The sequence below is a fragment of the Plantibacter sp. genome, assembly GCF_059073635.1.
Genome location: NZ_JCACOF010000007.1, coordinates 252,072 through 275,165, shown reverse-complemented (window position 1 = coordinate 275,165; position 23,094 = coordinate 252,072). Strand labels below are relative to the sequence as shown.

The window sequence follows — 23,094 nt, the reverse complement described above, 5'->3', positions numbered from 1 at the left end:
GCAGGACGCCGTCGAGCCGTCTCCGCCGGCGGCCACTCCCGCTGACCGCCCGGGTCTCCAGCATGGTGCTCGGACTCCGGACGGCGCCGAACGAGCTCCTCGGTCGCGACGCCGACCTCGACGCGATCGGCACGCTCGTGTCCGAGGTCCGCCTCACCACGATCCTCGGCCCCGGTGGCCTCGGGAAGACCCGACTCGCCCAGGAGGTCGCCCGGCGTGCCACCACGACCACGCCCGGCGTCGTCGTGGTGGAACTGGCGAGCGTGCGGGACCCGGAGGATCTGCCACTCGCGGTCGCGACCGCACTCGGCATCCGCGAGGCCCCGACCCCGCGTCGGCTGAGCGAAGCGATCATGGTGCAACCGGTCGAACTGCACGAACGCATCATCGACAGGCTCTCGGAGCGGCCGACGCTGCTCGTGATGGACAACTGCGAGCACCTCGTGGATGCGGCGGCGCGCTGGATCGCCGATGCGCTGGCCTGGGCCGGCGACCTCCGCGTCCTCGCGACGAGTCGGAGCCCGTTGTCGATCGCCGCCGAGCACGTCTACCAACTCGACCCGCTGGACGCCGCCGTGGACGGCACCGACCTCGAACACGCGGGCCCGGCGGTGCGGCTGTTCGTCGAGCGTGCCCGCGCCGCCCGTCCGGGACTCCATGTGCCACTCGACGTCGCGGCACGTCTCTGCGCGAGACTCGACGGCCTGCCGCTGGCGATCGAACTCGCGGCGGCGCGCACCAGATCCATGTCGGTCGAGGAGGTGGAGCGACGACTCGGGAACCGCTTCACCCTGCTGACCGCCGGTGATCGCAGTGCGCCTGAGCGCCACCGCACCCTGCTCGCCGTCATCGACTGGAGTTGGAACCTCCTGGGCGAGCACGAACGTGTCGTCCTCCGTCGCATGTCCAGGTTCCCCGACGGCTTCGATCTGGAGGCGGCTGCAGCGCTCGCCCCCGAGGTCGAGGTCGTGGAGGCGCTCGACGCGCTCGTCGGCCAGTCGTTGCTCACCGTGCAGGACGACCCGGCCACCGGGACCGTCCGATTCCGGATGCTCGAGACGGTCCGCGAGTTCGGCGCGATCAAGTCCGCCGAGGCGCACGAGGACGACCTCGTACTCGACCGCACTCGGACGTGGGCGGTCGCACTCGCTGAGACGCTCCTCCCCGCCATGCAGGGACCGCGACAGGTGGCGGCGTTCGCGCGCCTCGCCCTCGAACAGGACACCCTGGTGGACGTGCTCCGCGGGGCCGTCGCCGACGATCGCGCCGACGTCGTCGCCCCGGTCTTCGCAGGACTCGCCCTCTTCTGGACGATCCGCAGCGCGCATCAGGAGGTCCTGGTCTTCGGAACGGCCGTCCTCGACGTGCTCCGCCATCAGGACCCGGAGTCGGTGTCGACCGACACCCCGGCCATCGCCGTCGCCATCATCACCGTGACCTTCCTCGCCACCGATCCCCGGACGTCCGCGCGGGCGATCGGCGTGCTCCGCCGACTCGAACGGGTACGGACGACACAGGCCCCACGGATGCGCGCGATGGTCAGCCTGTTGCTGGTCGCGGGTCGCCCCGAACGCGCGGAGGCCCTCCTCCGCGAGTACTCCCGGTCGACCGACCCGCACGTCGCGAACCTCGGGAACCTCATGTCGGCCCAGGCGGCGGAGAACGACGGCGACCCCCGCGCCGCCGAAGCGGCCGCCCTGCGCGCGAACGACCTCTCGCTCACGCTCGGCGACGTCTGGGGCGCCGCCATGAGTGCGCACATGCTCGCCCAACTGCACAGCCAGAACGACGAGCCGGAGGAGGCGCTCGTCTGGGCGGCCCGCGCTGCCGAGGGGCTGACCGCGATCGGTGCCGAGGCGGACCTCCGTCAACTCGAGTGGCTGATCGCGATCGGCGACATCGCCCGCGGCGACCACGCCGCCGCCACCACCGTGCTCGACCGGTTCCTCTCGGACGACGTCTCGTTCTCCGCGTTCGCCCCGCTCCCCGAACGGCGGTCGATCGGCTGGGCCGGTCTCGCCGAGATCGCGCGGGCACAGGGCGACGCCGCACGGGGAGCCGAGCTCTACGGGAAGGCGCTCGTGGCGTTCGCTCCGGGTGAGTCGCGCCGATCGCCGTGGTTCACCCTCGTCGGCTCCGCCGCGATCGCCGCCGCCGTGCTGGACGGTGTCCCGGACGCCACCGAGGTCCAGCGTCTCGCGCGGCGGGTCCGCACCCGCACCATCGCGCTGGGACGCCTCCTCCCGAACCGGTTCGACCGACCGGTGCTGGGTTCCACCGTCATCGCCCTCGGCGCCTGGTACGTCCGCTCGGAGGACGACGAGGTGCGGTTGATCGGCGCAGAGCTCGTCGCGCTCGCCAGTGCGCTCGCCTCCCGTCAGGACATCCCCTCGCTCGTCCGCACACCACACGAGGCAGCAGCGGCGGCGCGACTCACGCCGACCGAGCGCGACCGCATCGCCGAGCGGTCCCTCTCCCTGCAGGCGCACGAGAGCGCCGCCAGGGCGTTCGAACTGCTCGGCAGTCCTGCCCTGGCGGCGCGCTGATCGGTCGCTGCGATCGTCTCGTCGTCAGGCGCGGCGCATGTACGCCCGCACGGTGAGCGGTGCGAAGACCGCGACGATGACGGCGGCACCGAGGAGCGCCAGCCAGGCGTCGCCGCCGAAGACACCCGTGTTCGCGAGGTCGCGGACCGCGGTCACGAGGTGCGAGACCGGGTTCACGTCCACGAAGCCCTGGAGGAAGCTCGGCATCGTCTCCGGGTTCACGAAGGCGTTCGACAGGAACGTCAGCGGGAACAGGACGAGGAACGAGATGCCCTGCACGCTGCTCGCGCTCCGGGCGATGACCCCGAAGAACGCGAAGATCCAGCTGATGGCCCAGGCGCAGACGATCACGAGGAGGCCGGCGAGGGCCACGAAGCCGATGCCGCCCTCCGGCCGGTACCCCATGACGAAGCCCATCGCGAAGGTGAGCGTCGTGGCGATCGTGTAGCGCACCGTGTCGGCGAGGAGGGCACCGGCCAGCGGTGCGATGCGGGCGATGGGCATCGACTTGAAGCGGTCGAACACGCCCTTGTCCATGTCCTCGCGGAGCTGGATGCCGGTCACGACCGAGGTCGTGATGACGGTCTGGACCAGGATGCCCGGGATGATGATCGGCAGATAGCTCGCGACGTCGCCGGCGATCGCGCCGCCGAAGATGTACGTGAACATCAGGGTGAAGATGATCGGCTGGACCGTCACGTCGATCAGCTGCTCGGGCGTGCGCTTGATCTTGAGCAGTCCGCGGTACGCCATGGTGAAGGAGTTGCGGACCGTCTGCGAGAGGCTGACATGGTTCCGGAGGGACCGGTCTGCGGCCGGGGTGATGGTGATCGTGCTCATGCGTGGACCTGCTCTGCGGTGTCGAGGGAATCGGTGTCGGACGTGGCGTCGGCGTCGTCCGCCTCGACGCCGTGCCCGGTGAGGGTGAGGAAGACCTCGTCGAGCGTCGGCTTCTGGACGCTCATCTCCGCGAGCCGGATCCCGGCTTCCCGGAGCGTGATGAAGAGGTCGGTCACGGCGTCGGGGTCGCGCATCGGGGCCGTGATGCGGGTGGCCTCCGGCGAGACGACGGTGTCGACGCCGAGGACGCTCGAGATGACCCGTCGCGCATCCTCCAGGTCGGCGGGGTCCGCGAGCCGCAGCTGCAGCGACGACTCGCCGACGGAGGCCTTCAGCTCGTCGGAGGTGCCCTCGGCGACCACGAGACCGCGGTCGATGACGGCGATCCGGTCGGCGAGCTGGTCCGCCTCGTCGAGGTACTGGGTGGTCAGGAGGACGGTCGAGCCCGTCGCGACCAGGCGGCGGATCGTGTCCCACATCTGCGCGCGGGTCCGCGGGTCGAGGCCCGTGGTCGGCTCGTCGAGGAAGATGAGGGGCGGCTGGGCGATGAGGCTCGCCGCGAGGTCGAGACGACGACGCATGCCGCCGGAGAACTTCTTCAGGGGTCGCGACGCCGCGTCGCTCAGGCCGAACTCCTCGAGGAGTTCCGCGCTCTTGCGCTTCGCCTCCGCGCGGCCGAGTCCGAGCAGTCGCGAGAAGATGACGAGGTTCTCGGTGGCCGAGAGGTTCTCGTCGACGGACGCGAACTGCGCGGTCACGCCGATGAGCTGGCGCACGACCTGCGACTCCCGCTGGATGTCGTGTCCGAAGACGGTGGCGGTGCCGGCGTCAGGACGCAGGAGCGTCGCCAGCATGCTGATGGTGGTGGTCTTGCCGGCGCCGTTCGGGCCGAGGACGCCGTAGACGGTGCCGGTGCGGACCGAGAGGTCGACGCCGTCGACCGCCCGGTTGTCGCCGAAGGTCTTCACGAGGCCGTGGGCTTCGATCGCCCAGTCGGAGCTGATGCTCATGCGGATGCCTTTCGAAATCAGGTGTGGGCCGCCGGTGGGCGACCCGGACAACAGTGTGGGCGGGGGCACTCACGGATCGCTCACCTGCCGCTGACACCCGCTGACGGCCGCTGACACCGCACCCGGCGCCGAAGACGCTTAGAGTGAGAGGAGCCAGTCGCACCGAAGGGGGTCGTCCAGTGACCGCATACGTGTCCGCGTTCGACCTCTTCTCCATCGGGATCGGGCCGTCCAGCTCGCACACGGTCGGACCGATGCGGGCGGCCCTGGCCTTCGCCACCGGGCTCGCGGACGACGGCCTGCTCGACCGGGTCGACCGCGTCACGTGCTCGTTGTACGGATCGCTCGGCGCGACCGGCATCGGCCACGGCACCCCCGACGCTGTCGTCGCGGGACTCCAGGGGCTCACTCCCGAAGGGTGCGATCCCGCCGAGGTCCGACGGGCCTGGAGCGACCACCCCGACGGCGCTCCGCTCACGCTCGCCGGGACGCGTGCCATCGCGTTCTCGAAGGACGACGTCTCGTTCGTGCCCAGGACGAGGCTGCCGGGCCACCCGAACGCCATGACGCTCCACGCCTGGGATCAGCGGAGCGACCTCCCCGTGCGCTCCGAGACGTACTACTCGGTCGGCGGCGGCTTCATCCGTCGTGACGGCGACGACCCGAGCACGGTGCTGCCGTCGACACCCGTGCCGATGCCGTTCCGGACCGCTGAGACGCTCATCGGGCTCTGCGACGAGACGGGGCTCCCGATCGACGCGATCGCGAGACGCAACGAGGAGGCCCTGCGGTCGGCGGTCGAGGTCGACGCCGGCCTCGACGCCATCTGGACGGCCATGCACGAGTGCGTGACCGCCGGGCTCGCCGACACCGGCACCCTCCCGGGCGGTCTCGGCGTCAAGCGCCGGGCGCGTGCCGTCCGTGAGCGCCTCGACGTGGCCGAGGCCGAGAGCGGGCGCGAGCTCCCCACGGAGTGGCTGCACGCGTTCGCCCTGGCGGTCAACGAGCAGAACGCCTCCGGCGGGCGGGTCGTGACCGCACCCACGAACGGGGCCGCGGGGATCATCCCGGCCGTCGGGAGCTACTACCTGCGGTTCGTGCCGGGCGCCTCGCTCGACGGCATCCGTCGGTACCTGCTCACGGCGACCGCCATCGGCTCGCTCTTCAAGGCCAACGCGTCCATCTCGGGCGCCGAGGGCGGCTGCCAGGCCGAGGTCGGATCGGCCTGCGCCATGGCCGCCGGTGCCCTGTGCGCCGTCCTCGGCGGCACACCGCGTCAGGTCGAGAACGCCGCGGAGATCGCGATGGAGCACCACCTCGGCCTCACGTGCGACCCGGTGGGCGGGCTCGTCCAGGTCCCGTGCATCGAACGCAACGCGATCGCCTCCTCGACGGCCGTCAGCGCCGCACGCCTGTCGCTGCACGGCGACGGGACGCACCTGGTGTCGCTCGACACCGTGATCGAGACCATGCGCCAGACCGGCGTCGACATGTCGACGAAGTACAAGGAGACGAGCGAGGGCGGTCTCGCGGTCAACGTCATCGAGTGCTGAACCGCGGCGTCGTGTGACCGCGTGTTGCCGACCACCGTGGTCATCCGGGCCGCGGCCTCCTACGGTGGGCGCATGACCTCCACGCACGCGCCGTTCCTGGTGGACCCGCTCGTCTCCACCCAGTGGCTCGCGGACCATCTCGGCAGCGAGAGCCTCATCGTCCTCGACGCGAGCGTCGTCGAGCTGCCTGCGCTGGACGGCGGCCCGGTGCGACTGGTGAGCGGCTACGACCTGTACCTCTTCGACGGGCACGTACCCGGCGCCGTGTTCGTCGAGCTGCTGGACGCGCGCCAGGGGCTCGGAGCATCCTCACCGGACGAGGTCCGACGCGGCGCGGCCGCCATCGGCGTCACGGAGCAGCACACGGTCGTCCTGTACGACCAGCTGGACGGGCGCTCCGCCGAGCGCCTTCGTGCGGCGCTGACCGGAGCTGGATACAAGCGCGTCGCGCTCCTCGACGGCGGCCTCGGGCGCTGGCGCTCCGAAGCCCGCGAGCTGCGCTTCGGCCGACCGGACGGCACGTTCGGAGCCTGACCCACCCAGGTGTCGGGGCGACGGGCGCGCTGGTTCAGCGGGCGTCGAGCTGCGCCACATCCGTCACGGGGAGGCGGCAGACGAAGTCCCGGCAGTGGTAGGCGGTCAACCGGCCGTCCCGACTCGTCCGCTCGGCGAAGACGTCGAACCCGCTCCTCGCCCAGGCCACCGCCTGCCGCTCGGAGACCACCGCCACGACGTCGTCCCGGCGCGTCCTGACCGCGTCGCGCATCGCCCGGTCCGCCGTCGCGCGATCCTCGTCCTCCTCCGGGTCCGCCCGATCCGGCCCGACGACGATCAGTTGCGACGCCGGCCCGGTGAGCGATGCCGCGAGGGCCAGACTCGCGCCGAACGCGGTCGGTGCCGACAGCGCAGCCGACGCGGCGAACCGGACCGCGCTCTCGGCGGCGTCCCGGAACCGGCCGTCGGCCGTCAGCTGGAACAGCAGCAGCGACGCGCGTCCGAGCGACGAGATCCCCGAGGGATACGCGCCCTCCGACGGGTCGCCGTCGATCCGCATGCCCTGGGCCGACAGCACCGGGTCGCCGCCGCCCGGCAGGATGAAGCCGGCCACCGTGGCGGAGGAGGCGTCGGTCACGGTCTCGTCAGTCACGGTCTCGTCCGGCAAGCACCGGTCGACGAGGTCGCGGGCGACCTCCGCGTAGCGGACCTCGCCCGTCGCGAGGCCGAGGCGCAGGAGCCCCTCCGCGAGCATCCCGTAGTCCTCGAGGGCCGCAGCCGCACCCGACCGCCGTTCGTCGAGCGAGGCCCGGGCGAGCGTGCCGTCCGAGGCGAGGTGGTTCTCGACCACCGCGTCCGCCGCCCACCTCGCTGATTCGATCCATTCGGGGCGGTCGAAGACCGTCGAGGCCTCCGCCAGCGCGCCGATCGCGAGCCCGTTCCAACCGGTGAGCACCTTGCGGTCAACGGCCGGCGGGGTCAGCGTCGCCCGGCCGTCGGCATCGCGTCGATAGTAGCCACCTTCGGATCCGATGCCGTCGACGACGCTCTCGGAGTCCTGCGCCGACCCGAAGCCGCCGCTCGGCTGCTGCAGCGTGCCGATGAGGAACTCGGCGATCCCGGCGGCGACACTGGCCGCCCACGAGCTCGGGCGCTCGGCCCAGGCCCGCGTGTACGCGGTGAGCAGGAGCGCATTGTCGGTCAGCATGCGTTCGTAGTGCGGCTCGGTCCAGTCCCGATTGACCGCGTATCGGAAGAACCCGCCTTCGACCGGATCCCGGAGCGCTGAGGCCCCCATCGTCCTGAGGGTGCGTTGCGCGAGGTCGACACCGCGGCGGGCGACCTCCCCCTCGCGCGGCGTCAGCAGGAAGTCGAACAGCGGGGCCATCGGGAACTTCGGAGCCGTGCCGAAGCCGCCGAGCTCCTGGTCCTCCAGCGCCTCGACCGCCACGATCGACGCGTCGAGGTCTCCGGGTTCCGGCAGTGGGGCGTCATCCGTGGACGACATCGTCTCGGCGATCGCCCGCGCGAGTCCGTCGGCGCTCGCGACGACCTGCTCCCGTCGCTCGGTCCACGCGACGCGGACGGCCTCGAGCACCTGCGGGAACGAGGGATGCCCGCGGAGCGGGACGGGAGGCGAGTAGGTCCCCGCGTGGAAGACGTGTCCGCGCGGCGTCACGAACACGTTCAGCGGCCAACCCAGGTCACGGGTGAACGCGCCGGCGGCGGCGAGGTAGCTGGCGTCGACGTCGGGATGCTCCTCGCGGTCGACCTTCACCGCCACGAAGTCGCGTCGGAGGAGCTCGGCGATGTGCTCGTCCGAGAACGACTCGCGTGCCATGACGTGACACCAGTGACACGTCGAGTAGCCGATCGAGACGAGCAGGGGGACGTCACGACGGGCCGCTTCGGCGAAGGCCTCCGGCCCCCAGGGGTACCAGTCGACCGGCTGCTCGGCGTGCGAGCGGAGGTACGGGCTCATCGCCTCGGCGAGCCGGTTCGTCATGCGGGATCCGTGGCCCGGGACCTACTGGCCGAGCGGCAGTCGCTCGCCCGCCGTGATCCGCGTGCGGAGCCGGTTGTTCGGCGCAGGCAGCGGGCACACGTAGTGGTCGCTGAACGCGCACGGCGGCAGGTACGCGCGGTTGAAGTCGACGAGGACGTGGCCGTCCGCGGTCGGGGCCGGCATGCTGATGAACCGGAACCGGTAGCTCTCGTCGCCACTCGTGCCGTCGGAGAAGACCGCCCAGAGTCCGTTCGGGCCGCCCGTGACCGTCAGCGACACCGCTTCATCACCGAGCTCGAACTCGACCCGGCCGACGGGGGTCTCGGTCGTGACGTGGCCGTCGATCGACTCGGTCTCGACCGTGACGTCCCGGGGACGGCACGAACCGCGCCGGCCGGATCCAGGCGACGTCGGGGGCGAACGCGCTGATGCCCGCGAGCGAGGTCCGCGTCGGCGCCTCCGGGTCGAGCACGCGGAGGGCGTAGACGCCGTCCCGCTCCATGCCTCGGAGCAGCGCGTCGCCGAAGTGCAGTTCGTCACCGTGGACCAGCTCGACGCGGTCGGTCATGATCTGCGCGCCACTCGGCGTGGTCAGTCCGGTGCCCGTGAGCCGCTCACCGACGATGCCGGTCGCGTCCGCACGCCAGGTGCCCGGCGCGCCCTCGAGGGCGGTCGCCTCCTCGGTCAGCCAGTGGGTGAACCGGAGGGCGGCGATACCGTGGGGTGCTCGGACGGAACGCTCGCGAGCGGTGTGCCAGGCGGTCCAGGACGCGATGAACTCTGCGGGGGTCTCGGAACTCATACCCTGACGCTACCAACTCCTCAGGTGTCGGAGACCCCCTGGACATCCGGCTGCAGCCGGATGCGCTCCCCGCGAACAGCGCGATGGCGCCGCCCGGAGAACCGGACGACGCCATCGACGTGTGGCTGCTGCTCAGCTGAAGAGCTTCTTGTCCTTCAGCCAGTCGGCCGCGAGGGTCTTCGGAGCGGCCTTCTCGTCGCCCTGGTTGCGGGCGTTGAGCTCGATGAGGTCCTCGGTGGTCAGCTCCGCGGACACGGCGTTCAAGACCTCCTTGACCTTGTCGCTGGCCTTGGCCGAGTTGATCAGCGGCAGGACGTTCTGCGGGAGGATCAGGTTCTCCGGGTCCTCGAGCGTGACGAAGTCGTTCTCGGTGATCGACGGGGTCGTGGTGTAGATGTCGGCGAGCTGGACCGTGCCGTCGAGCAGGGCCGCGGTGGTCTGTGCGCCGCCGCCGTCGCTGATCGGGACGAAGGTGAGCTTGTCGGCGGGGACGCCGTACACCTCGGTCAGGCCCTTCGGGCCGTACGGGCGCTCGGCCAACTCGGGTGCGCCGCCGATGGCCAGCGGGATGGTGAGGGCCGCGAGGTCGGCGAGGCTCGTGACGTTGTTCGCCTCGCTGAACTCCTTCGTGACGTTGTAGGAGTCCTTGTCCTCCGCCTTGGACTGGTCGAGGACCTCGTAGCCCTTCGGCGTGGCCTCCTGGAGGGCGGAGTAGACCTCGTCGCTCGACGTGGCCGTGGCGGAGTCGTCGAAGAACTGCAGCAGGTTGCCGCTGTAGTCGGGGACGAGGTCGATCGAGCCGTCTTCGAGCGCTGCGATGTAGACGTCGCGCGCGCCGATGTTGAGGGACTCGGCCGTCTTGATGTCGTTGGCCTCGAGCGCCTGGATGTAGATCTGGGCGATGATCTCCGACTCGGGGAATCCGGCGGAGCCGACCGTGATCGTGTCGGATGCCGCGGTCTCCCCGGCGGTCGGGTCGCCTGCGGAGCAGGCGCTGAGCGCGAGGGCCGCGACGGCGGTCGCGGCGATGCCGACGGCGAGGCGTCGACCCTGTCGAACTGTGAACATGGTGTTTCCTATCTGTGATGGGCGAGAACGGTGGTGCCGTTGTGGGTCTGGGAGCCGGGCGGTGCTGTCACCCGGGATGACGGGACGCGTCAGTTGTTGCGGTATGCCGCGGTCTGCATGTTCGCCTCCGCTTCTGCGACGACGGGGTCTGGTGCGGTGGACCGGTCGCCGCCGGTGGCGGCGTGACCCCGGGTCTCGTCGACCCGCGTGTGGGTCGCCTGGACACCGCGCGGCACGACGGCGCGCTGCAGCAGCGAGAAGACGCCCTCGAGGAGGAGGGCGAGCACGATGATGATGATCGAGCCGGCGAGCATCTGCGCGTAGTCGCGTACCGGGAGGCCGTCGAGGATGTAGCGACCGAGACCGGGGCCGTTGGTGAGGAACGCGACGACGGTGGCGGTCGCGATCGTCTGCAGGACCGCCGAGCGCACGCCACCGATCATGAGCGGCAGGGCGAGCGGGATCTCCACCTTGCCGAGGATCTGCCACTCGTTCATCCCGACCGCACGCGCGGCGTCGATGGTCTGGCGGTCGATCGACTCGACCCCGCCGTACGCACCGGCCAGGACTGGCGGGACGGCGAGCACGACGAGGGCCGTGATCGCGGGGACGAGACTCGTGCTGGAGAAGCCCCACCCGAGCGTGATGAGCGCGAGGAGTGAGAGCAGACCGAGGGTCGGCAGCGCCCGGAGCGCGCCGGTGATCGCGACCGCGATCTCCCGTCCCTTCCCGGTGTGCCCGATGAGGAGCCCGAGCGGGATCGCGATGACGCAGGCGATGAGGACGGTCAGGCCGGTCACGGCCAGGTGCTGGAGCACCCGCACGGGGATGCCGCCTGGGCCCTCCCAGTGCGCGGGGTCGAAGATCCAGGCGAAGGCGGCGAGGAAGTTGATCATGCTGCTCCTCCCCCGGCGGTCGCCAGCTCACGGGCTTCGGTGGCCGCGCGACGACGACGGATCGCGCCTTTCGAGCTGATCCGCGTCCACGGCATGAGGAGTCGGCCGAGGAGCACCAGCAGGACGTCGAACACGATCGCGATCACGACCGTCCCGACGATGCCGGTCAGGATCTCGATCGGGAACTGCCGGTTGTAGCCGTCGGTGAAGAGGTAGCCGAGGTTCGTGACGCCGATGAGGGCGCCGACGCTCAGCAGGCTGATCGTGCTCGCGGAGACCACCCGGATGCCGGCGAGCATGAGCGGACCCGCAAGCGGGAACTCGACCCGCCAGAACCGCTGGCCGGTGGAGAACCCCACGGCCTGTGCCGACTGCCGGACCCCGGCGTCGACGGCGTCGAGCGCGTCGGCGACCGTGCGGACGAGCAGGGCCACGGCGTAGATGGTGAGCGCGATCACGACGTTCGCCGGATCGAGGATCTTCGTGCCGATGAGGGACGGCATGAGGACGAACAGCGGGAGGGACGGGATCGCGTAGAGGATGCCGCTCAGTGTGAGCAGCACGCCTCGCGACCACCGGTACCGGTGTGCGAGCCAGCCGAGGGGGAGGGAGATGAGGAACCCCAGGATGATCGGGGGCAGGCTCAGCTGGACATGGGTGAGGGTGAGGTCCCAGATCATGTCCCAGTTCGCGATGACCCAGCTCATGTGGATGCGCCGTCCTTCCGGACGTCGAGGCCGGGGCGGTCGCCTGCGCCGGGCCCGGCTCCGAGGACGCCGGCGGGGCGGCCCGACTCGTCGACGACCACGTCGCGTCCGTCGACGCGCTCGACGTGGAGCGTCCGCTGGCCACGATCGGCGCCGATGAACTGGGCGACGAAGTCGTCGGCAGGGTTGGCGACGATCTCGGCCGGCGTGCCGACCTGGGCGATGTGGCCACCCTTCTGCAGGATGACGACCTGGTCGCCGAGGAGGAACGCCTCGTCGATGTCGTGGGTGACGAACACGATCGTCTTCGCGATGTCGCGCTGCAGTCGGAGCAGCTCCCGCTGGAGCTCGGCACGCACGAGCGGGTCGACGGCGCCGAACGGCTCGTCCATCAGCAGGATGTTCGGGTCGATCGCGAGGCCTCGTGCCACGCCGACGCGCTGCTGCTGGCCGCCGGAGAGCTGACTCGGGTACCGGTCGGCGAGCGCGCGGTCGAGTCCGACGGTGTCGAGGAGGGTGAGGGCGTCCGCCCGGGCCTGCTTCTTGTTGACGCCGGTGAGCATGGGCACCGTGGCCACGTTGTCGATCACGGTGCGGTGCGGGAGGAGACCGGAGTTCTGCATGACATAGCCGATGCGGCGACGGAGACGGACCGGGTCGACGGCGGAGACGACCTCGTCGTCGATGACGATGCGTCCCTCGCTCGGATCGACCATGCGGTTGATCATCCGCAGGAGCGTGGTCTTGCCGCAGCCTGAGGACCCGACGAAGACCGTGGTGGACCGCGACGGGATCGTGAGGGAGAAGTCGTCGACCGCGAGGGTGCCGTCGTCGAAGCGCTTGGAGACGTGTTCGAAGGAGATCATGCTGGACCGATGCCTCTTCTCTGCACGGCTGTTCGTGACAGGTCGTCTTCCAAGGGTCGTCGCCGCCGCGGTCGGTGGCTCGCTGAACGTCTCTCGGTCGGTGGTCCGAACCTACCGGAGGGCACTGACATCGCCCACCCCCTCGACACGTGTCGAAATACATGGCATGCGACGACGTGGGTGCGCCCGCGCACGTTCGCCGGCCGGCCGCCGTCGCTCAGGATCGGTCGACGCCCAACGCGGCGAGCGCCGCCGTGACGAGCTGCTGACCGTGCAGCTCCTGCTCGATCGCCGACCGGAGGCCGGCGTGGGCGACGGAGAACCCGACCGACCATCCGTCGTGCTCCGCCGGGCCGAGCGCGTCCGCCGCGACGACCGCCTCGACCGCCAGCACGTCCGCGAGGAGGGCGGTCGAGCGTTCCAGCAGTCGCAGCGAGGTCCCGGCGAAGGAGGCCGGGTCGTCCGAGTCCTCGTCCGGCACGCCGGCGGTGACGACCGGGGTCGCGAGCACGCGCAGTTCAGCGACGAGGTCCGCCGCCGACTGACCGAGCCGACCCGGTACGAGCCCGTGCCCGGTCCCCCGCGGGTCGACCCCGCCTCCGGTCGATGCGTCCGAGCCGTCGCTCGGCGGCAGCAGCGGTGTGCGCGATGGCCGCGCGGAGCCCGTCGAAGGCGCGGGCGAGCCGCGCGCCATGCAGCAGCCCGCCCGTCCGCAGGACGCCCGACGCCTGATCGACGAGTGGATCCTCCGAAGCCGTTCCGAGCGTCGCTTCCACGAGCTGGACGGCCGCCGTGACCTCGTCGGCGAGCGCACCGTTGATCTGCGGGGTCGCCCGGAGCCGCAGTCCGTCCCGGTCCCGTCCGCCGCGCGCACCCTCCGGGCCGACCGGCGTCGCCAACAACTCGGAGATCCGCTCGCCGCTCGCCCGGGTGCCCGCCGACGGGCTGCCGGCGAGGACCCTCGCGTCGAACGCCGGTCCTCGCCCGCCGAGCCCGGACCGCGCAGCGGCCCGCGACGAGAGCGCGCTCGTGGTGTCCGCCAGTCGGCTGAGCGCGCCGAGCCGGTGGAGTGCGAGCGCACCGACGCCGAGGGAGTAGGCGTTGTGGTGGACGAACGCCAAGCCCTCGTGCACAGCGAGGTCGAGCGGTGCGAGCCCGACCCGCGACAGGGCGACCTGGGCGGAGAGCCGCTCACCCGCGAGGACCGCTTCCCCCTGCCCGATCACGAGCGTCGCGACGGACGCCAGGTGGGTCTCGTCGCCGTCGCCGAGGGAGCCGACGGACGGGATCACCGGGGTCACCCCACGGTTGAGGAGCTCCGCGACGAACACGGCCGTCTCGAGGCGGATCCCGGATGCGCCACGGGTCCATCCGGCGAGCCGGGCGGCGACCACCGCCCGAGCACGGTCCACCGAGAGCGGCAGTCCGATGCCGCCACGGCGGTCATGGACGACGCGCTCCTCCACCGCCGAGGCATCGAGCGTCGCGGTGCGCGGAGCCGCTCGTCCCCCGGCGGGACCAGGGATCCGTGGACCCTGGGACCGAGGACCCGGCGCACCGACGCCGATCGGCGTCGTCTGCCGGTCGACGACGGCCCGGCCGGCGCCGATGCGGTCGAGCGCCGGGGTGTCGAGGACGACGATGGCGTCGTCGCGGGACACGGCCACGAGGTCGTCGACCGAGATCGGGCCGATGCCGAACACGACCGGGGCTCCCATCAGTGCGCGCCCGTCGATCGGTCGGCGGCGTTCGTCTGGTCTGCGCTGTTGGACACGGGTCGCTCCATCCGCTCGTCATGGGCCGTGGTCCGGCCGGGATGGACGTCAGCGTACGAGCGCCTGGCGGCCGGTGCACGGTGTGTGTCGACGTGTGACAGCACACGGGGACGGTCGGTGCTCGGCGAGGTGTCCGTCGACCTCAGCGGTAGCGGCGGCCCTCGTCGCGGCGGTAGAGAGCGAGGACCACGACGGTCAGGACGAGGGTCCAGGCCAGGACGCCGACCCACGACCACCACGGCAACTCGCCACCCTGGACCGCCCAGACGACGAGCTCCCGGGTCTGGCGGCTCGGGAGGAACATCGACAGCCGGTCGAGCCACGGGGCGAAGAGGAACGGTGGGATGAACAGTCCGCCGGCGAAGGCCAGTGAGAACATGACCACCTGCACCACCGCGATCGCGGCCTTGCTGGGGAGGGCGTACCCGATCGCGGTGCCCAGGAGCATGAACGGCAGGGCACCCACCAGGAGCGCCACGATGCCGCCGAGCAGCCCTGTCGGAGTCGTGGTGGCGGCGGTCAGGAGCGCACCGAGCACGACGACCGGTATGACGGCCGCGAACCCGAGGAGACCGACCGAGCACAGGTGCGAGAGGACACGGGCGACACCCGTCACCGGAAGGGTGCGGAGGTACGGATCCCACGCCTGCTCCCTCGCCTGGGCGATGGTCAGCCCGAAGCCGAACAGGGAGTTGGCGAGCACCGCGAAGACGATGAGGGAGATGACCGCCTGGGTCGCGATGACCGGATCGCCGGCGACCTGCGCCTGCGGGACGACGAAGAACAGCAGCGAGAGCGCGGGGAAGACGAGCGAGCCGATCAGCGCGATCGGGACGCGCACGGTCTCGAGCAGGGAGTACCGCGCGTGCAGGGCGGTGAGCTGGAGTGTGGTGGCCATCAGGCGGCGCTCCGTTCGACGTCCGCCCGGGCACCCGCGGTGAGGGTCAGGAACGCCTCCTCGAGGGTCGCTCCGCGCACGGCGAGATCGGTGAACGGGACCTCGGACCGGACGAGATCGCGCACGAACGCGTCGGCGTCGCGGACGTCCAGTTCGACGGCGTCACCGTCCCGACTCGCCTGGACGACCCCGGCGAGCCGCTCCACCGCTCCGGGGTCGGTGGTCCGGAGCCGCACCCGGTGGATGCCGACGAGCCCGAGCACGTCGCGCAGTGGGGCATCGGTGATGACCCGTCCACCCCCCAGCACCACGACGCGCTCGGCGAGCGCTTCGATCTCCTCGAGGTAGTGACTGGTGAGGACGATCGTCGCCCCGAGCTCGTGTTGCCGGCGGATCGCGTCCCAGAGGGTCCGGCGGGCGTCGACGTCGAGGCCCGTCGTCGGCTCGTCGAGGAGCACGAGACGCGGTCTGCCGACGAACGCGAGTGCGACCGCGAGGCGGCGCTGCTGGCCGCCCGAGAGCGAGCCCGTCTGGCGTCGGAGGAGGTCGCCGAAACCGAACTGCTCCGCCAGGGCGGCCGTCGGCACGCGGTCTGCGAAGTGCCGTCCGACGAAGTCGACGACCTCTCCCACCCGGAGCGTGGGCGGCAGTGCCGTCTCCTGCGGTGTCGATCCGAGCCTGGTGCGGTTGACCGCTTGGGCGGGATCGCCGCCGAAGAGCGTCACCGTGCCGGTCGTCGGACGTCGGGTGCCCTGCAGCAGGGACAGCACGGTGGACTTGCCGGCGCCGTTGGGCCCGAGGAGCCCGACGAGCGAGCCCGGCTCGATACTGAGGTCGACGTCGTGCAGCGCGGTCACCTCGCCGTAGCGTCGTGTCACGCCCTCGAGGGTGGCCAGTGATGTGATCGTCATGATGTCCCCGTTCCCGACGCGCCGCCGAGCATCGCTCGGAGGCCGGTCATGTAGTCCTCGAACGCGCGGCGCCCGAGCGTGGTGAGTTCCAGGTAGGTGACCGGGGTGCGTCCCCGGTGGGTCTTCGTGACGAGGACGTAGGCGCCGTCCTCGAGTTTCCGCAGGTGTGTGGACAGGTTCCCGGCGGTCATGTCGAGCATCTCCTGCAGGCGGGGGAACGACATGCTGCTGTCCGCATCGATCGCCGCGAGCGTCGACATGATGCGCAGGCGGGCCTGGGCATGGATGAGGGGGTCGAGTTCCTCCATCGGTCACGCCGCCGATCGGTGGGCACGCCGACGGCGGGTCGCCTCGAGGAAGGTCGCGTACACGAGGAACCCACCTCCGCCGGCGATGGCCATGATGAGCGCGTTGCCAGGCGAGCCGAAGAACGGCGCGGCCATGCCGACCACGATGATCCAGATGCCCATGCCGTACATGAGGCGGTCGCGCCAGACTGCTCCACCTGCGAGGTAGAGCAGACCGACCACGAGGCTGTAGATGGCCGGGTAGAAGATGGCGGCGAGTGCGGGTGCCATCCCCGCAGCGAACAGGGCGCCGCCGAACACCGCCGCTGCCGTGCACCCGATCGCCCAGGCGATGCCGTACATGGTCCCCTGCACCTGCTGTGCTCCCTGGATCCCGCGCGACACGCGGGAGCCGATGATCGACGACGAGACGATGCCGCCAACCATCAGGATCCCGAAGAGCCATCCGGCGACCGTCGGCGGCGTGGTGAACCAGGGGTTCTCGTCGCTCGCGGACCAGAGCGCGAGGAACCCGACGGTCCACGCGACACCCCAGATGTACACGATCGCGATGGTGGGCCTCGTGAAGATGTCGTCGACACGGCTCGCCTGTCGCTCCTGCAGAGCGAGCATGGCGGCCGGGTCGAGCGCGTCCGAGCCGTCGGTGGGTTCCATCGGTGAAGTCATATCTACTTTGTAACGCAAACCACTCTGCGAAGCAACCCTGTTTGCGACACAGCGCTAGACGTGCCCGCTTCACACCGAGGTGCCACAGCCCAACTGCCCTTCGACAGGCTCAGGGACCGGGTTCATCCGGCCGCCCCTCTCCCGCTCACCCTTCGACAAACTCAGGGACCGAATCACCTTCAGTGAACCTCTCCCGGTCACTGAGCCTGTCGAAGTGCGGCACAGCTCGGGGACCGAAGCGGTGCGGACAGACTTCTCCCGGTCACTGAGCTTGTCGAAGTGCCCACGAGGACCCACCCCCTTCGACAGGCTCAGGGACCAAAACTGGTCAGAAGGGCGCGGGATCGGGTTCGGTCCGATGGCTGCTTCCCGTCAGGTGTCGTCCACTCGAGGACCCCGCCGGGTCCGTGGTCGAGGTTCCACCCGGGGAGATGCTTCATCCGGTGGTGATGTCGACAGAGACAGGCGAGGTTCCCGACATCCGTCGTCCCGCCGTCCTCCCACGCGACCGAGTGGTCGAGGTCGCAGGCCCGGGCTCGCCTGCCGCAGCCTGGTGCGCGACAGGTGCCGTCCCGCAGGCGGACCGCGCGTTGCAGGTCGGCCGGGACCCGGTATTGATTCCGCCCGACGGAGAGGACGGCGCCGGTTTCCGGCTGGACGAGGATCCGGGTGAAGCTTGGTGCGTTCACCGCGATGCGAGCCGCGGTCTCGGGGTCGATCGGGCCGTACCCGTCGAGCATCGCCGGGGCATCGCTCACGCCCGCCATGCTGAGCGCCGGCACCGTGATCTGCACCGTCGGCTTGATGTGCTCCTGCACCTCGATCGGATGCGGAAGCACCGGGCTCGACATCACGTCTTCGGGCGTGACGCCGGTGAGCGCGAGTGCTGCGAGGGCGTCGGCCTGCAGCTGCGCGCAGGTGCGGGTGTCGCCAGCTGCGCGCGATTCCGCGGCCGCTGCTTCGACGCGCTCGATGATGCCCTGGGCGATGGGTGCGGTGGTGAACAGGTGCACCCACGCCATGCCGTCGGCTGCGGGTTCGAACTCGACCCGGCGGTCGGCTTCGGAGCGGGTTGCGCGGGCGGTGATGGACTCGGGGTGGAGACGCTCGCGCAGGACGCGGGCGCGCGTGCGGAGGCCTGCGGCCGTGGTGCGCTCCGCGACTGGCGAGGACCTGGTCGAGGAACACCGCCCGCCCAGCAGTCAGGGACGTCGCAGAGCTGGTCGGTGATCACCTGCGCATGCCGCGCCGAGATGCGGCCGGCCTCGAGCGACGCCAGCACGGCCGGTGCGTCGTTCACGAGACGTTCGGCGTCGTTCGTCGCACGCTGGACCGTCCGCTCCGGCATCCGGGTCGCCATCGCGAGGGCCGCACACGTCGACCGGCGGGAGAGCGCCTGACGTTCAGCCGGCGGGAAGATCGCCGGGACCGTGGCGTCCGCGAAGGCATCGGCGTAGGCGGCGGAGCGGGCCAGGAGGCGCGCCTTCCGTGCGTCCAGGACGGCCTGTTGCCGGTGGAGCTCAGCCCACTCGTCCGAGAACTCCGCCAGCTGCGCGGCGTATTCGTCGCCGACGCGGGTCGCGGCTGAGGGTGGTCTCGGTCATGGAACAAGTTCATCATGGACCACTGACATTCCAGATGCCGAGTCGAAGCTGACTGTGGAAGTTCCTCGTGCGCCCTTCGACAAGCTCAGGGACCGAAGGAGGTTACTCAGGGACCGGAGGAAGGGTTCGCCGGATCAGGAGGCCCGGAGCGGCAGCACGACCGCGTCCAGCCCGATACGATGGAGGGCTGATGTCCGACCTCCGAATCTCCTACCCGCCCGAGCTGCCGGTCAGTGCCGCCCGCGCGGACATCGCGCGTGCCATCAGCGAGCACCAGGTCGTCATCGTCGCGGGAGCGACGGGTTCCGGCAAGACCACTCAGCTGCCGAAGATCTGCCTCGAGCTCGGTCGCGAATCCATCGGGCACACGCAGCCCCGACGACTGGCCGCGCGCACGATCGCCGAACGCATCTCGGAGGAACTCGGCCAGGAGCTCGGTGGCATCGTCGGCTACCAGGTCCGGTTCACCGATCAGGCGTCGAAGGCGACGAAGATCAAGCTGATGACCGACGGCATCCTGCTGAACGAGATCCACCGCGACCGGATGCTGCGCAAGTACGACACGATCATCATCGACGAGGCGCACGAGCGCAGCCTCAACATCGACTTCCTGCTCGGCTACCTCAAGCAGCTCCTCCCCCAGCGCCCCGACCTCAAGGTCATCATCACGTCCGCGACGATCGACCCGGAGAGCTTCTCGAAGCACTTCGACGGAGCGCCCATCGTCGAGGTCTCCGGCCGCACGTACCCGGTCGAGATCCGCTACCGGCCGCTCGTGGCCGACGAGCCCACGGACGACGATGAGGACGCCCCCGAGTCCGAGGCCGCCGACCGCGACTACCTCGAAGGCATCAACGCCGCCCTCGACGAGCTGGCGCGCGAGTCGATGGGCGACGTCCTCGTCTTCCTGTCCGGTGAGACGGAGATCCGCGACGCCGCCGACGCCATCCGCGGGCGCAACCTGCCCGGCACCGAGGTGCTGCCGCTCTACGGCCGGCTCTCCTCCGCCGACCAGCACCGCGTGTTCCAGCCGTCGACCGTGGCAGGCCTCCGCCGCCGCATCATCCTCGCGACGAACGTGGCCGAGACGAGCCTCACGGTGCCCGGCATCAAGTACGTGATCGACGCCGGAACCGCCCGCATCTCGCGCTACAGCGTGCGCTCCAAGGTGCAGCGGCTCCCCATCGAGGCGATCTCGCAGGCGTCGGCGAACCAGCGTTCGGGTCGGTCCGGCCGCACGAGCGACGGCATCGCCATCCGCCTCTACTCGGAGGACGACTTCGCGAAGCGCCCGGAGTTCACCGAACCGGAGATCCTCCGAACGAATCTCGCCGCGGTGATCCTCCAGATGATCTCCCTCGGCCTCGGCGACATCGCCGCCTTCCCCTTCCTCCAACCGCCGGACGCCCGGGGCATCAAGGACGGCGTCGATCTGCTGTCCGAACTCGGCGCGATCGAGACCCGCACCTTCGCCGACGGCTCACCTCGCGGCGGCGGTCCACGTCTCACGCGGGTGGGGCGCGACCTCAGCCGCCTGCCGATCGATCCGCGGTTCGCGCGCATGGTCGTGGAGTCGAAGCGGCACGGGGTGTCGCGGGAGGTGCTCGCGATCGTCGCGGCGCTCACCATCCAGGACCCACGCGAACGACCGCTCGAGCACCGGCAGAAGGCCGACGAACTGCACCGCCGGTTCGTCGACCCCACGAGCGACTTCCTCGCCCTCCTGAACCTCTGGAACTACCTCGAGGAGAAACAGGACGAACTCTCGTCGAGCGCGTTCCGTCGGCTCTGCAAGAACGAGTTCCTCAACTACCTCCGCGTCCGCGAGTGGCACGACGTCTACCGCCAGCTGCGTCAACTCGCGAAGCCCCTCGGCCTGACGATCAACGAGCCGGCGGTGAACCCCGACGGCATCCACAAGTCGCTCCTCGCGGGGCTCCTCTCGCACATCGGGCTGAAGGACCAGACCGTCGCTCCGGTCGTGAAGGGCCGGAACGCTCCACCGGCGACGAAGACCGCGAAGAAGGGCGACTACATCGGCGCCCGCCAGACGCGCTTCGTCCTCTTCCCCGGGTCCGCGCTCGCGAAGAAGCAGCCGAACGCCGTGATGAGCGCGGAACTCGTGGAGACGAGTCGGCTGTTCGCCCGCACCAACGCCTCGATCGACCCGGCGTGGGCGGAGCAGATCGCCGGCGACCTCTGCAAGCGCTCGTACAGCGAGCCGCACTGGGAGAAGAACCAGGGCTCCGCCGTCGCCTTCGAGAAGGTGACCCTCTTCGGCGTGCCGATCGTGCCGCGCCGCCGGGTGCAGTTCGGTCGCATCGACCAGGAGCAGGCCCGTGAACTGTTCCTGCGGCACGCGCTCGTCGACGGCGAGTGGACCCACGACATCGGTCGCGACAAGCTGTTCGACTTCCACCGCGCGAACCGACGGCTGCGCAAGGAGCTGAGTGAGCTCGAGGAGCGGACGCGACGCCGCGACATCCTCTTCGACGACGAAGCCGTCTTCGACTTCTACGACGCCCGCGTCCCTGCCGAGATCTCGACGACGCGGGGCTTCGAGTCCTGGTGGCGCAAGACGCGCGTCGACCAGCCCGAGCTGCTCACGATGCGCCAGGAGGACCTCCTCCCCGAGGACGCTCCGGCGGTGGATGAGGACCGCTTCCCCGCCGAGTGGGTGCAGGCCGACCAGCGGTTGAAGCTCAGCTACCGTTTCGAGCCCGGAAGCGACGACGACGGCGTGACGGTCATCGTCCCGCTCGCCCTGCTCGACCGGCTCTCGCCCGCGGGCTTCGACTGGCAGGTCCCCGGTCTCCGTCGGGACCTCATCACGGCGATGATCAAAGCGCTCCCGAAAGCCCTGCGTCGGAACATCGTGCCTGCGGCCGACTGGGCGGCGAAGCTGCTCGCCGAGCTCCCCGCCGACGTCCCGGCGGTCGCCCCCGGCAGTCCGGCCGCCGAGGACTCGTTCGCCACCCGTCTCGCGAACGCGATCAAGCGGCTCTCCTACATGGACATCACCGCCTCGGACTTCGAGATGGAACGCGTCCCCGAGCACCTGCTCGTGACCTTCCGGGTCATCGACGAGCGCGGCCGGACGCTCGCCAGCGGCAAGGATCTCGTCGAGCTGCAGCAGCGCCTCAAGCAGCGCACGCGGGCGAGCGTCGCCAAGGTCGCGGCCGCCAGAGTGCCCAACGCCATCGAGCGCTCCGGGTTCACCAGGTGGGACTTCGACGACCTCCCCCGCTTCATCGACATCCGCCAGGAGGACGGCGTGATCCGCGGCTACCCCGCGATCGTCGACGACGGCACGAGCGTGTCGATCCGGATCATGAGCACGGAGGCCGACCAGGCCCGCGCCATGCCCGCGGGGGTGCGCCGCCTCCTCCTGCTCGCGATCCCGTCCCCGACGGCCTACGTGCAGCAGCACCTCAAGGCCAACGAGAAGCTCGCGCTCGCGACGAGCCCCTACCGGTCGACGCCGGCGTTGTTCGAGGACTGCCTCGCCGCCTGCATCGACGATGTCCTGTTCCGTGTGGTGCCCGACGGACAGGTGTTCTCCCGACTGCAGTACGAGACGCTGCGCGACCGCGTGTCCGCCTCGGTCATGGACCGGATGTTCCAGACGGTCGCCATCGTCGCCCGCATCCTGCAGGCCGCGCGCGACACGGAGAAGGCCATGAAGGCGGCGACGAGCATGACGCTGCTCGCGGCCCTCACCGACATGCGGGGCCAGCTCGACGGACTGGTCTTCCCGGGCTTCGTCTCCCGGACGGGCTCAGCACGACTCGAACATCTGCCCCGCTACCTCGCCGGCATCCGTTACCGCGCCGAGCGACTGACGGACAACCCGAACCGCGACCGGGTGTGGATGACGGAGGCGCAGACGGCGTCGGCGCGGTTCGAGGCCGCCGGCGGCACGATCCCACTGCCCGCCGAGGCTCCGGAGCACCTCGTGAAGGCCCGGTGGATGCTCGAGGAGCTCCGGATCAGCCTGTTCGCCCAGCAGCTGGGCACGGCCGAGTCGGTGTCGTTGCAGCGCCTGCAGAAGGTCCTCGCGGGCTAGCGCTCCCCGGTCCCTGAGCTTGTCGAAGGGCACCGCTCGCGGACCCCGGTCCCTGAGCCTGTCGAAGGGCGCATCTCG

The 23,094-nt window shown here is 70.6% G+C and carries 21 protein-coding genes; 5 read left to right on the top strand and 16 right to left on the bottom strand.

What is annotated here, in order from left to right; all coding sequences use genetic code 11:
- Window positions 1-62 precede the first annotated feature (62 nt).
- On the top strand, window positions 63-2,546 hold the full coding sequence (locus tag AC5JOC_RS06560; protein WP_494245838.1) for an ATP-binding protein: 2,484 nt from the start codon (window positions 63-65) through the stop codon (window positions 2,544-2,546).
- A gap of 24 nt (window positions 2,547-2,570) precedes the next feature.
- Here AC5JOC_RS06560 and AC5JOC_RS06555 read toward each other — a convergent pair whose 3' ends face one another.
- Both AC5JOC_RS06555 and AC5JOC_RS06550 read right to left on the bottom strand, forming a co-directional pair.
- Window positions 2,571-3,386: an ABC transporter permease gene (locus tag AC5JOC_RS06555; protein WP_064296503.1), complete on the bottom strand. Its 816-nt coding sequence runs from the start codon at window positions 3,384-3,386 to the stop codon at window positions 2,571-2,573.
- Window positions 3,383-4,396: an ATP-binding cassette domain-containing protein gene (locus AC5JOC_RS06550; protein WP_085510429.1), complete on the bottom strand. Its 1,014-nt coding sequence runs from the start codon at window positions 4,394-4,396 to the stop codon at window positions 3,383-3,385. The genes AC5JOC_RS06555 and AC5JOC_RS06550 overlap by 4 nt, the downstream gene beginning before the upstream one ends.
- 179 nt (window positions 4,397-4,575) lie before the next feature.
- Here AC5JOC_RS06550 and AC5JOC_RS06545 point away from each other — a divergent pair, with 179 nt between their 5' ends.
- A complete protein-coding gene (locus AC5JOC_RS06545; protein ID WP_194601942.1) occupies window positions 4,576-5,949 on the top strand; it encodes an L-serine ammonia-lyase in 1,374 nt (457 codons plus the stop codon).
- A gap of 72 nt (window positions 5,950-6,021) precedes the next feature.
- Window positions 6,022-6,483 (top strand): rhodanese-like domain-containing protein, encoded by a 462-nt coding sequence (locus tag AC5JOC_RS06540; RefSeq protein ID WP_124768936.1) that lies wholly within the window; start codon window positions 6,022-6,024, stop codon window positions 6,481-6,483.
- A gap of 34 nt (window positions 6,484-6,517) precedes the next feature.
- Here AC5JOC_RS06540 and AC5JOC_RS06535 read toward each other — a convergent pair whose 3' ends face one another.
- The 14 genes from AC5JOC_RS06535 to AC5JOC_RS06470 all read right to left on the bottom strand — a co-directional run bounded on the left by AC5JOC_RS06535 (window position 6,518) and on the right by AC5JOC_RS06470 (window position 18,461).
- Window positions 6,518-8,449, bottom strand: coding sequence for a thioredoxin domain-containing protein (locus AC5JOC_RS06535; RefSeq protein WP_494245835.1), 1,932 nt, complete (start codon window positions 8,447-8,449; stop codon window positions 6,518-6,520).
- Window positions 8,450-8,470: 21 nt separating this feature from the next.
- A complete protein-coding gene (locus tag AC5JOC_RS06530; RefSeq protein ID WP_494245931.1) occupies window positions 8,471-8,794 on the bottom strand; it encodes a DUF1684 domain-containing protein in 324 nt (107 codons plus the stop codon).
- The gene (locus tag AC5JOC_RS06525; protein ID WP_494245934.1) at window positions 8,736-9,251 is read right to left on the bottom strand and encodes a hypothetical protein; all 516 of its coding nucleotides are present in this window, start codon (window positions 9,249-9,251) and stop codon (window positions 8,736-8,738) included. The genes AC5JOC_RS06530 and AC5JOC_RS06525 overlap by 59 nt, the downstream gene beginning before the upstream one ends.
- A gap of 132 nt (window positions 9,252-9,383) precedes the next feature.
- Window positions 9,384-10,319 carry an ABC transporter substrate-binding protein gene (locus tag AC5JOC_RS06520; RefSeq protein ID WP_079705431.1) on the bottom strand — a complete coding sequence of 312 codons (936 nt, stop codon included), beginning with the start codon at window positions 10,317-10,319 and terminating at the stop codon, window positions 9,384-9,386.
- 89 nt (window positions 10,320-10,408) lie between these two features.
- Window positions 10,409-11,215 carry an ABC transporter permease gene (locus AC5JOC_RS06515; RefSeq protein WP_274499604.1) on the bottom strand — a complete coding sequence of 269 codons (807 nt, stop codon included), beginning with the start codon at window positions 11,213-11,215 and terminating at the stop codon, window positions 10,409-10,411.
- Entirely contained in the window at window positions 11,212-11,922 is a 711-nt protein-coding gene (locus tag AC5JOC_RS06510; RefSeq protein WP_079705429.1) for an ABC transporter permease, read from the bottom strand. Before AC5JOC_RS06510 ends, AC5JOC_RS06515 begins: the two co-directional genes overlap by 4 nt.
- Window positions 11,919-12,788 carry an ABC transporter ATP-binding protein gene (locus tag AC5JOC_RS06505; RefSeq protein ID WP_137242033.1) on the bottom strand — a complete coding sequence of 290 codons (870 nt, stop codon included), beginning with the start codon at window positions 12,786-12,788 and terminating at the stop codon, window positions 11,919-11,921. The genes AC5JOC_RS06510 and AC5JOC_RS06505 overlap by 4 nt, the downstream gene beginning before the upstream one ends.
- A 217-nt stretch (window positions 12,789-13,005) precedes the next feature.
- Window positions 13,006-13,299 (bottom strand): hypothetical protein, encoded by a 294-nt coding sequence (locus tag AC5JOC_RS06500; protein WP_494245832.1) that lies wholly within the window; start codon window positions 13,297-13,299, stop codon window positions 13,006-13,008.
- 7 nt (window positions 13,300-13,306) lie between these two features.
- Entirely contained in the window at window positions 13,307-14,506 is a 1,200-nt protein-coding gene (locus AC5JOC_RS06495) for an aromatic amino acid lyase (RefSeq protein ID WP_494245830.1), read from the bottom strand.
- 199 nt (window positions 14,507-14,705) lie between these two features.
- The gene (locus AC5JOC_RS06490) at window positions 14,706-15,461 is read right to left on the bottom strand and encodes an ABC transporter permease (RefSeq protein ID WP_137242035.1); all 756 of its coding nucleotides are present in this window, start codon (window positions 15,459-15,461) and stop codon (window positions 14,706-14,708) included.
- Window positions 15,461-16,372 carry an ABC transporter ATP-binding protein gene (locus AC5JOC_RS06485; RefSeq protein ID WP_494245828.1) on the bottom strand — a complete coding sequence of 304 codons (912 nt, stop codon included), beginning with the start codon at window positions 16,370-16,372 and terminating at the stop codon, window positions 15,461-15,463. Before AC5JOC_RS06485 ends, AC5JOC_RS06490 begins: the two co-directional genes overlap by 1 nt.
- Window positions 16,369-16,680 (bottom strand): transcriptional regulator, encoded by a 312-nt coding sequence (locus tag AC5JOC_RS06480; protein WP_079705424.1) that lies wholly within the window; start codon window positions 16,678-16,680, stop codon window positions 16,369-16,371. The genes AC5JOC_RS06485 and AC5JOC_RS06480 overlap by 4 nt, the downstream gene beginning before the upstream one ends.
- Window positions 16,681-16,683: 3 nt before the next feature.
- Window positions 16,684-17,346, bottom strand: a complete 663-nt coding sequence (locus AC5JOC_RS06475; RefSeq protein WP_137242037.1) for a hypothetical protein — start codon at window positions 17,344-17,346, stop codon at window positions 16,684-16,686.
- A gap of 311 nt (window positions 17,347-17,657) precedes the next feature.
- Complete coding sequence (locus AC5JOC_RS06470) at window positions 17,658-18,461, bottom strand: HNH endonuclease signature motif containing protein (protein ID WP_494245929.1); 804 nt, start codon at window positions 18,459-18,461, stop codon at window positions 17,658-17,660.
- On the opposite strand from AC5JOC_RS06470, the gene AC5JOC_RS06465 reads away from it, so the two are divergent.
- Window positions 18,354-18,746 (top strand): hypothetical protein, encoded by a 393-nt coding sequence (locus AC5JOC_RS06465; RefSeq protein ID WP_494245826.1) that lies wholly within the window; start codon window positions 18,354-18,356, stop codon window positions 18,744-18,746. The two genes, AC5JOC_RS06470 and AC5JOC_RS06465, sit on opposite strands and share 108 nt — an antisense overlap.
- 394 nt (window positions 18,747-19,140) lie before the next feature.
- Window positions 19,141-23,016, top strand: a complete 3,876-nt coding sequence (hrpA, locus tag AC5JOC_RS06460; protein ID WP_494245825.1) for an ATP-dependent RNA helicase HrpA — start codon at window positions 19,141-19,143, stop codon at window positions 23,014-23,016.
- The last annotated feature ends 78 nt before the right edge of the window (window positions 23,017-23,094 follow it).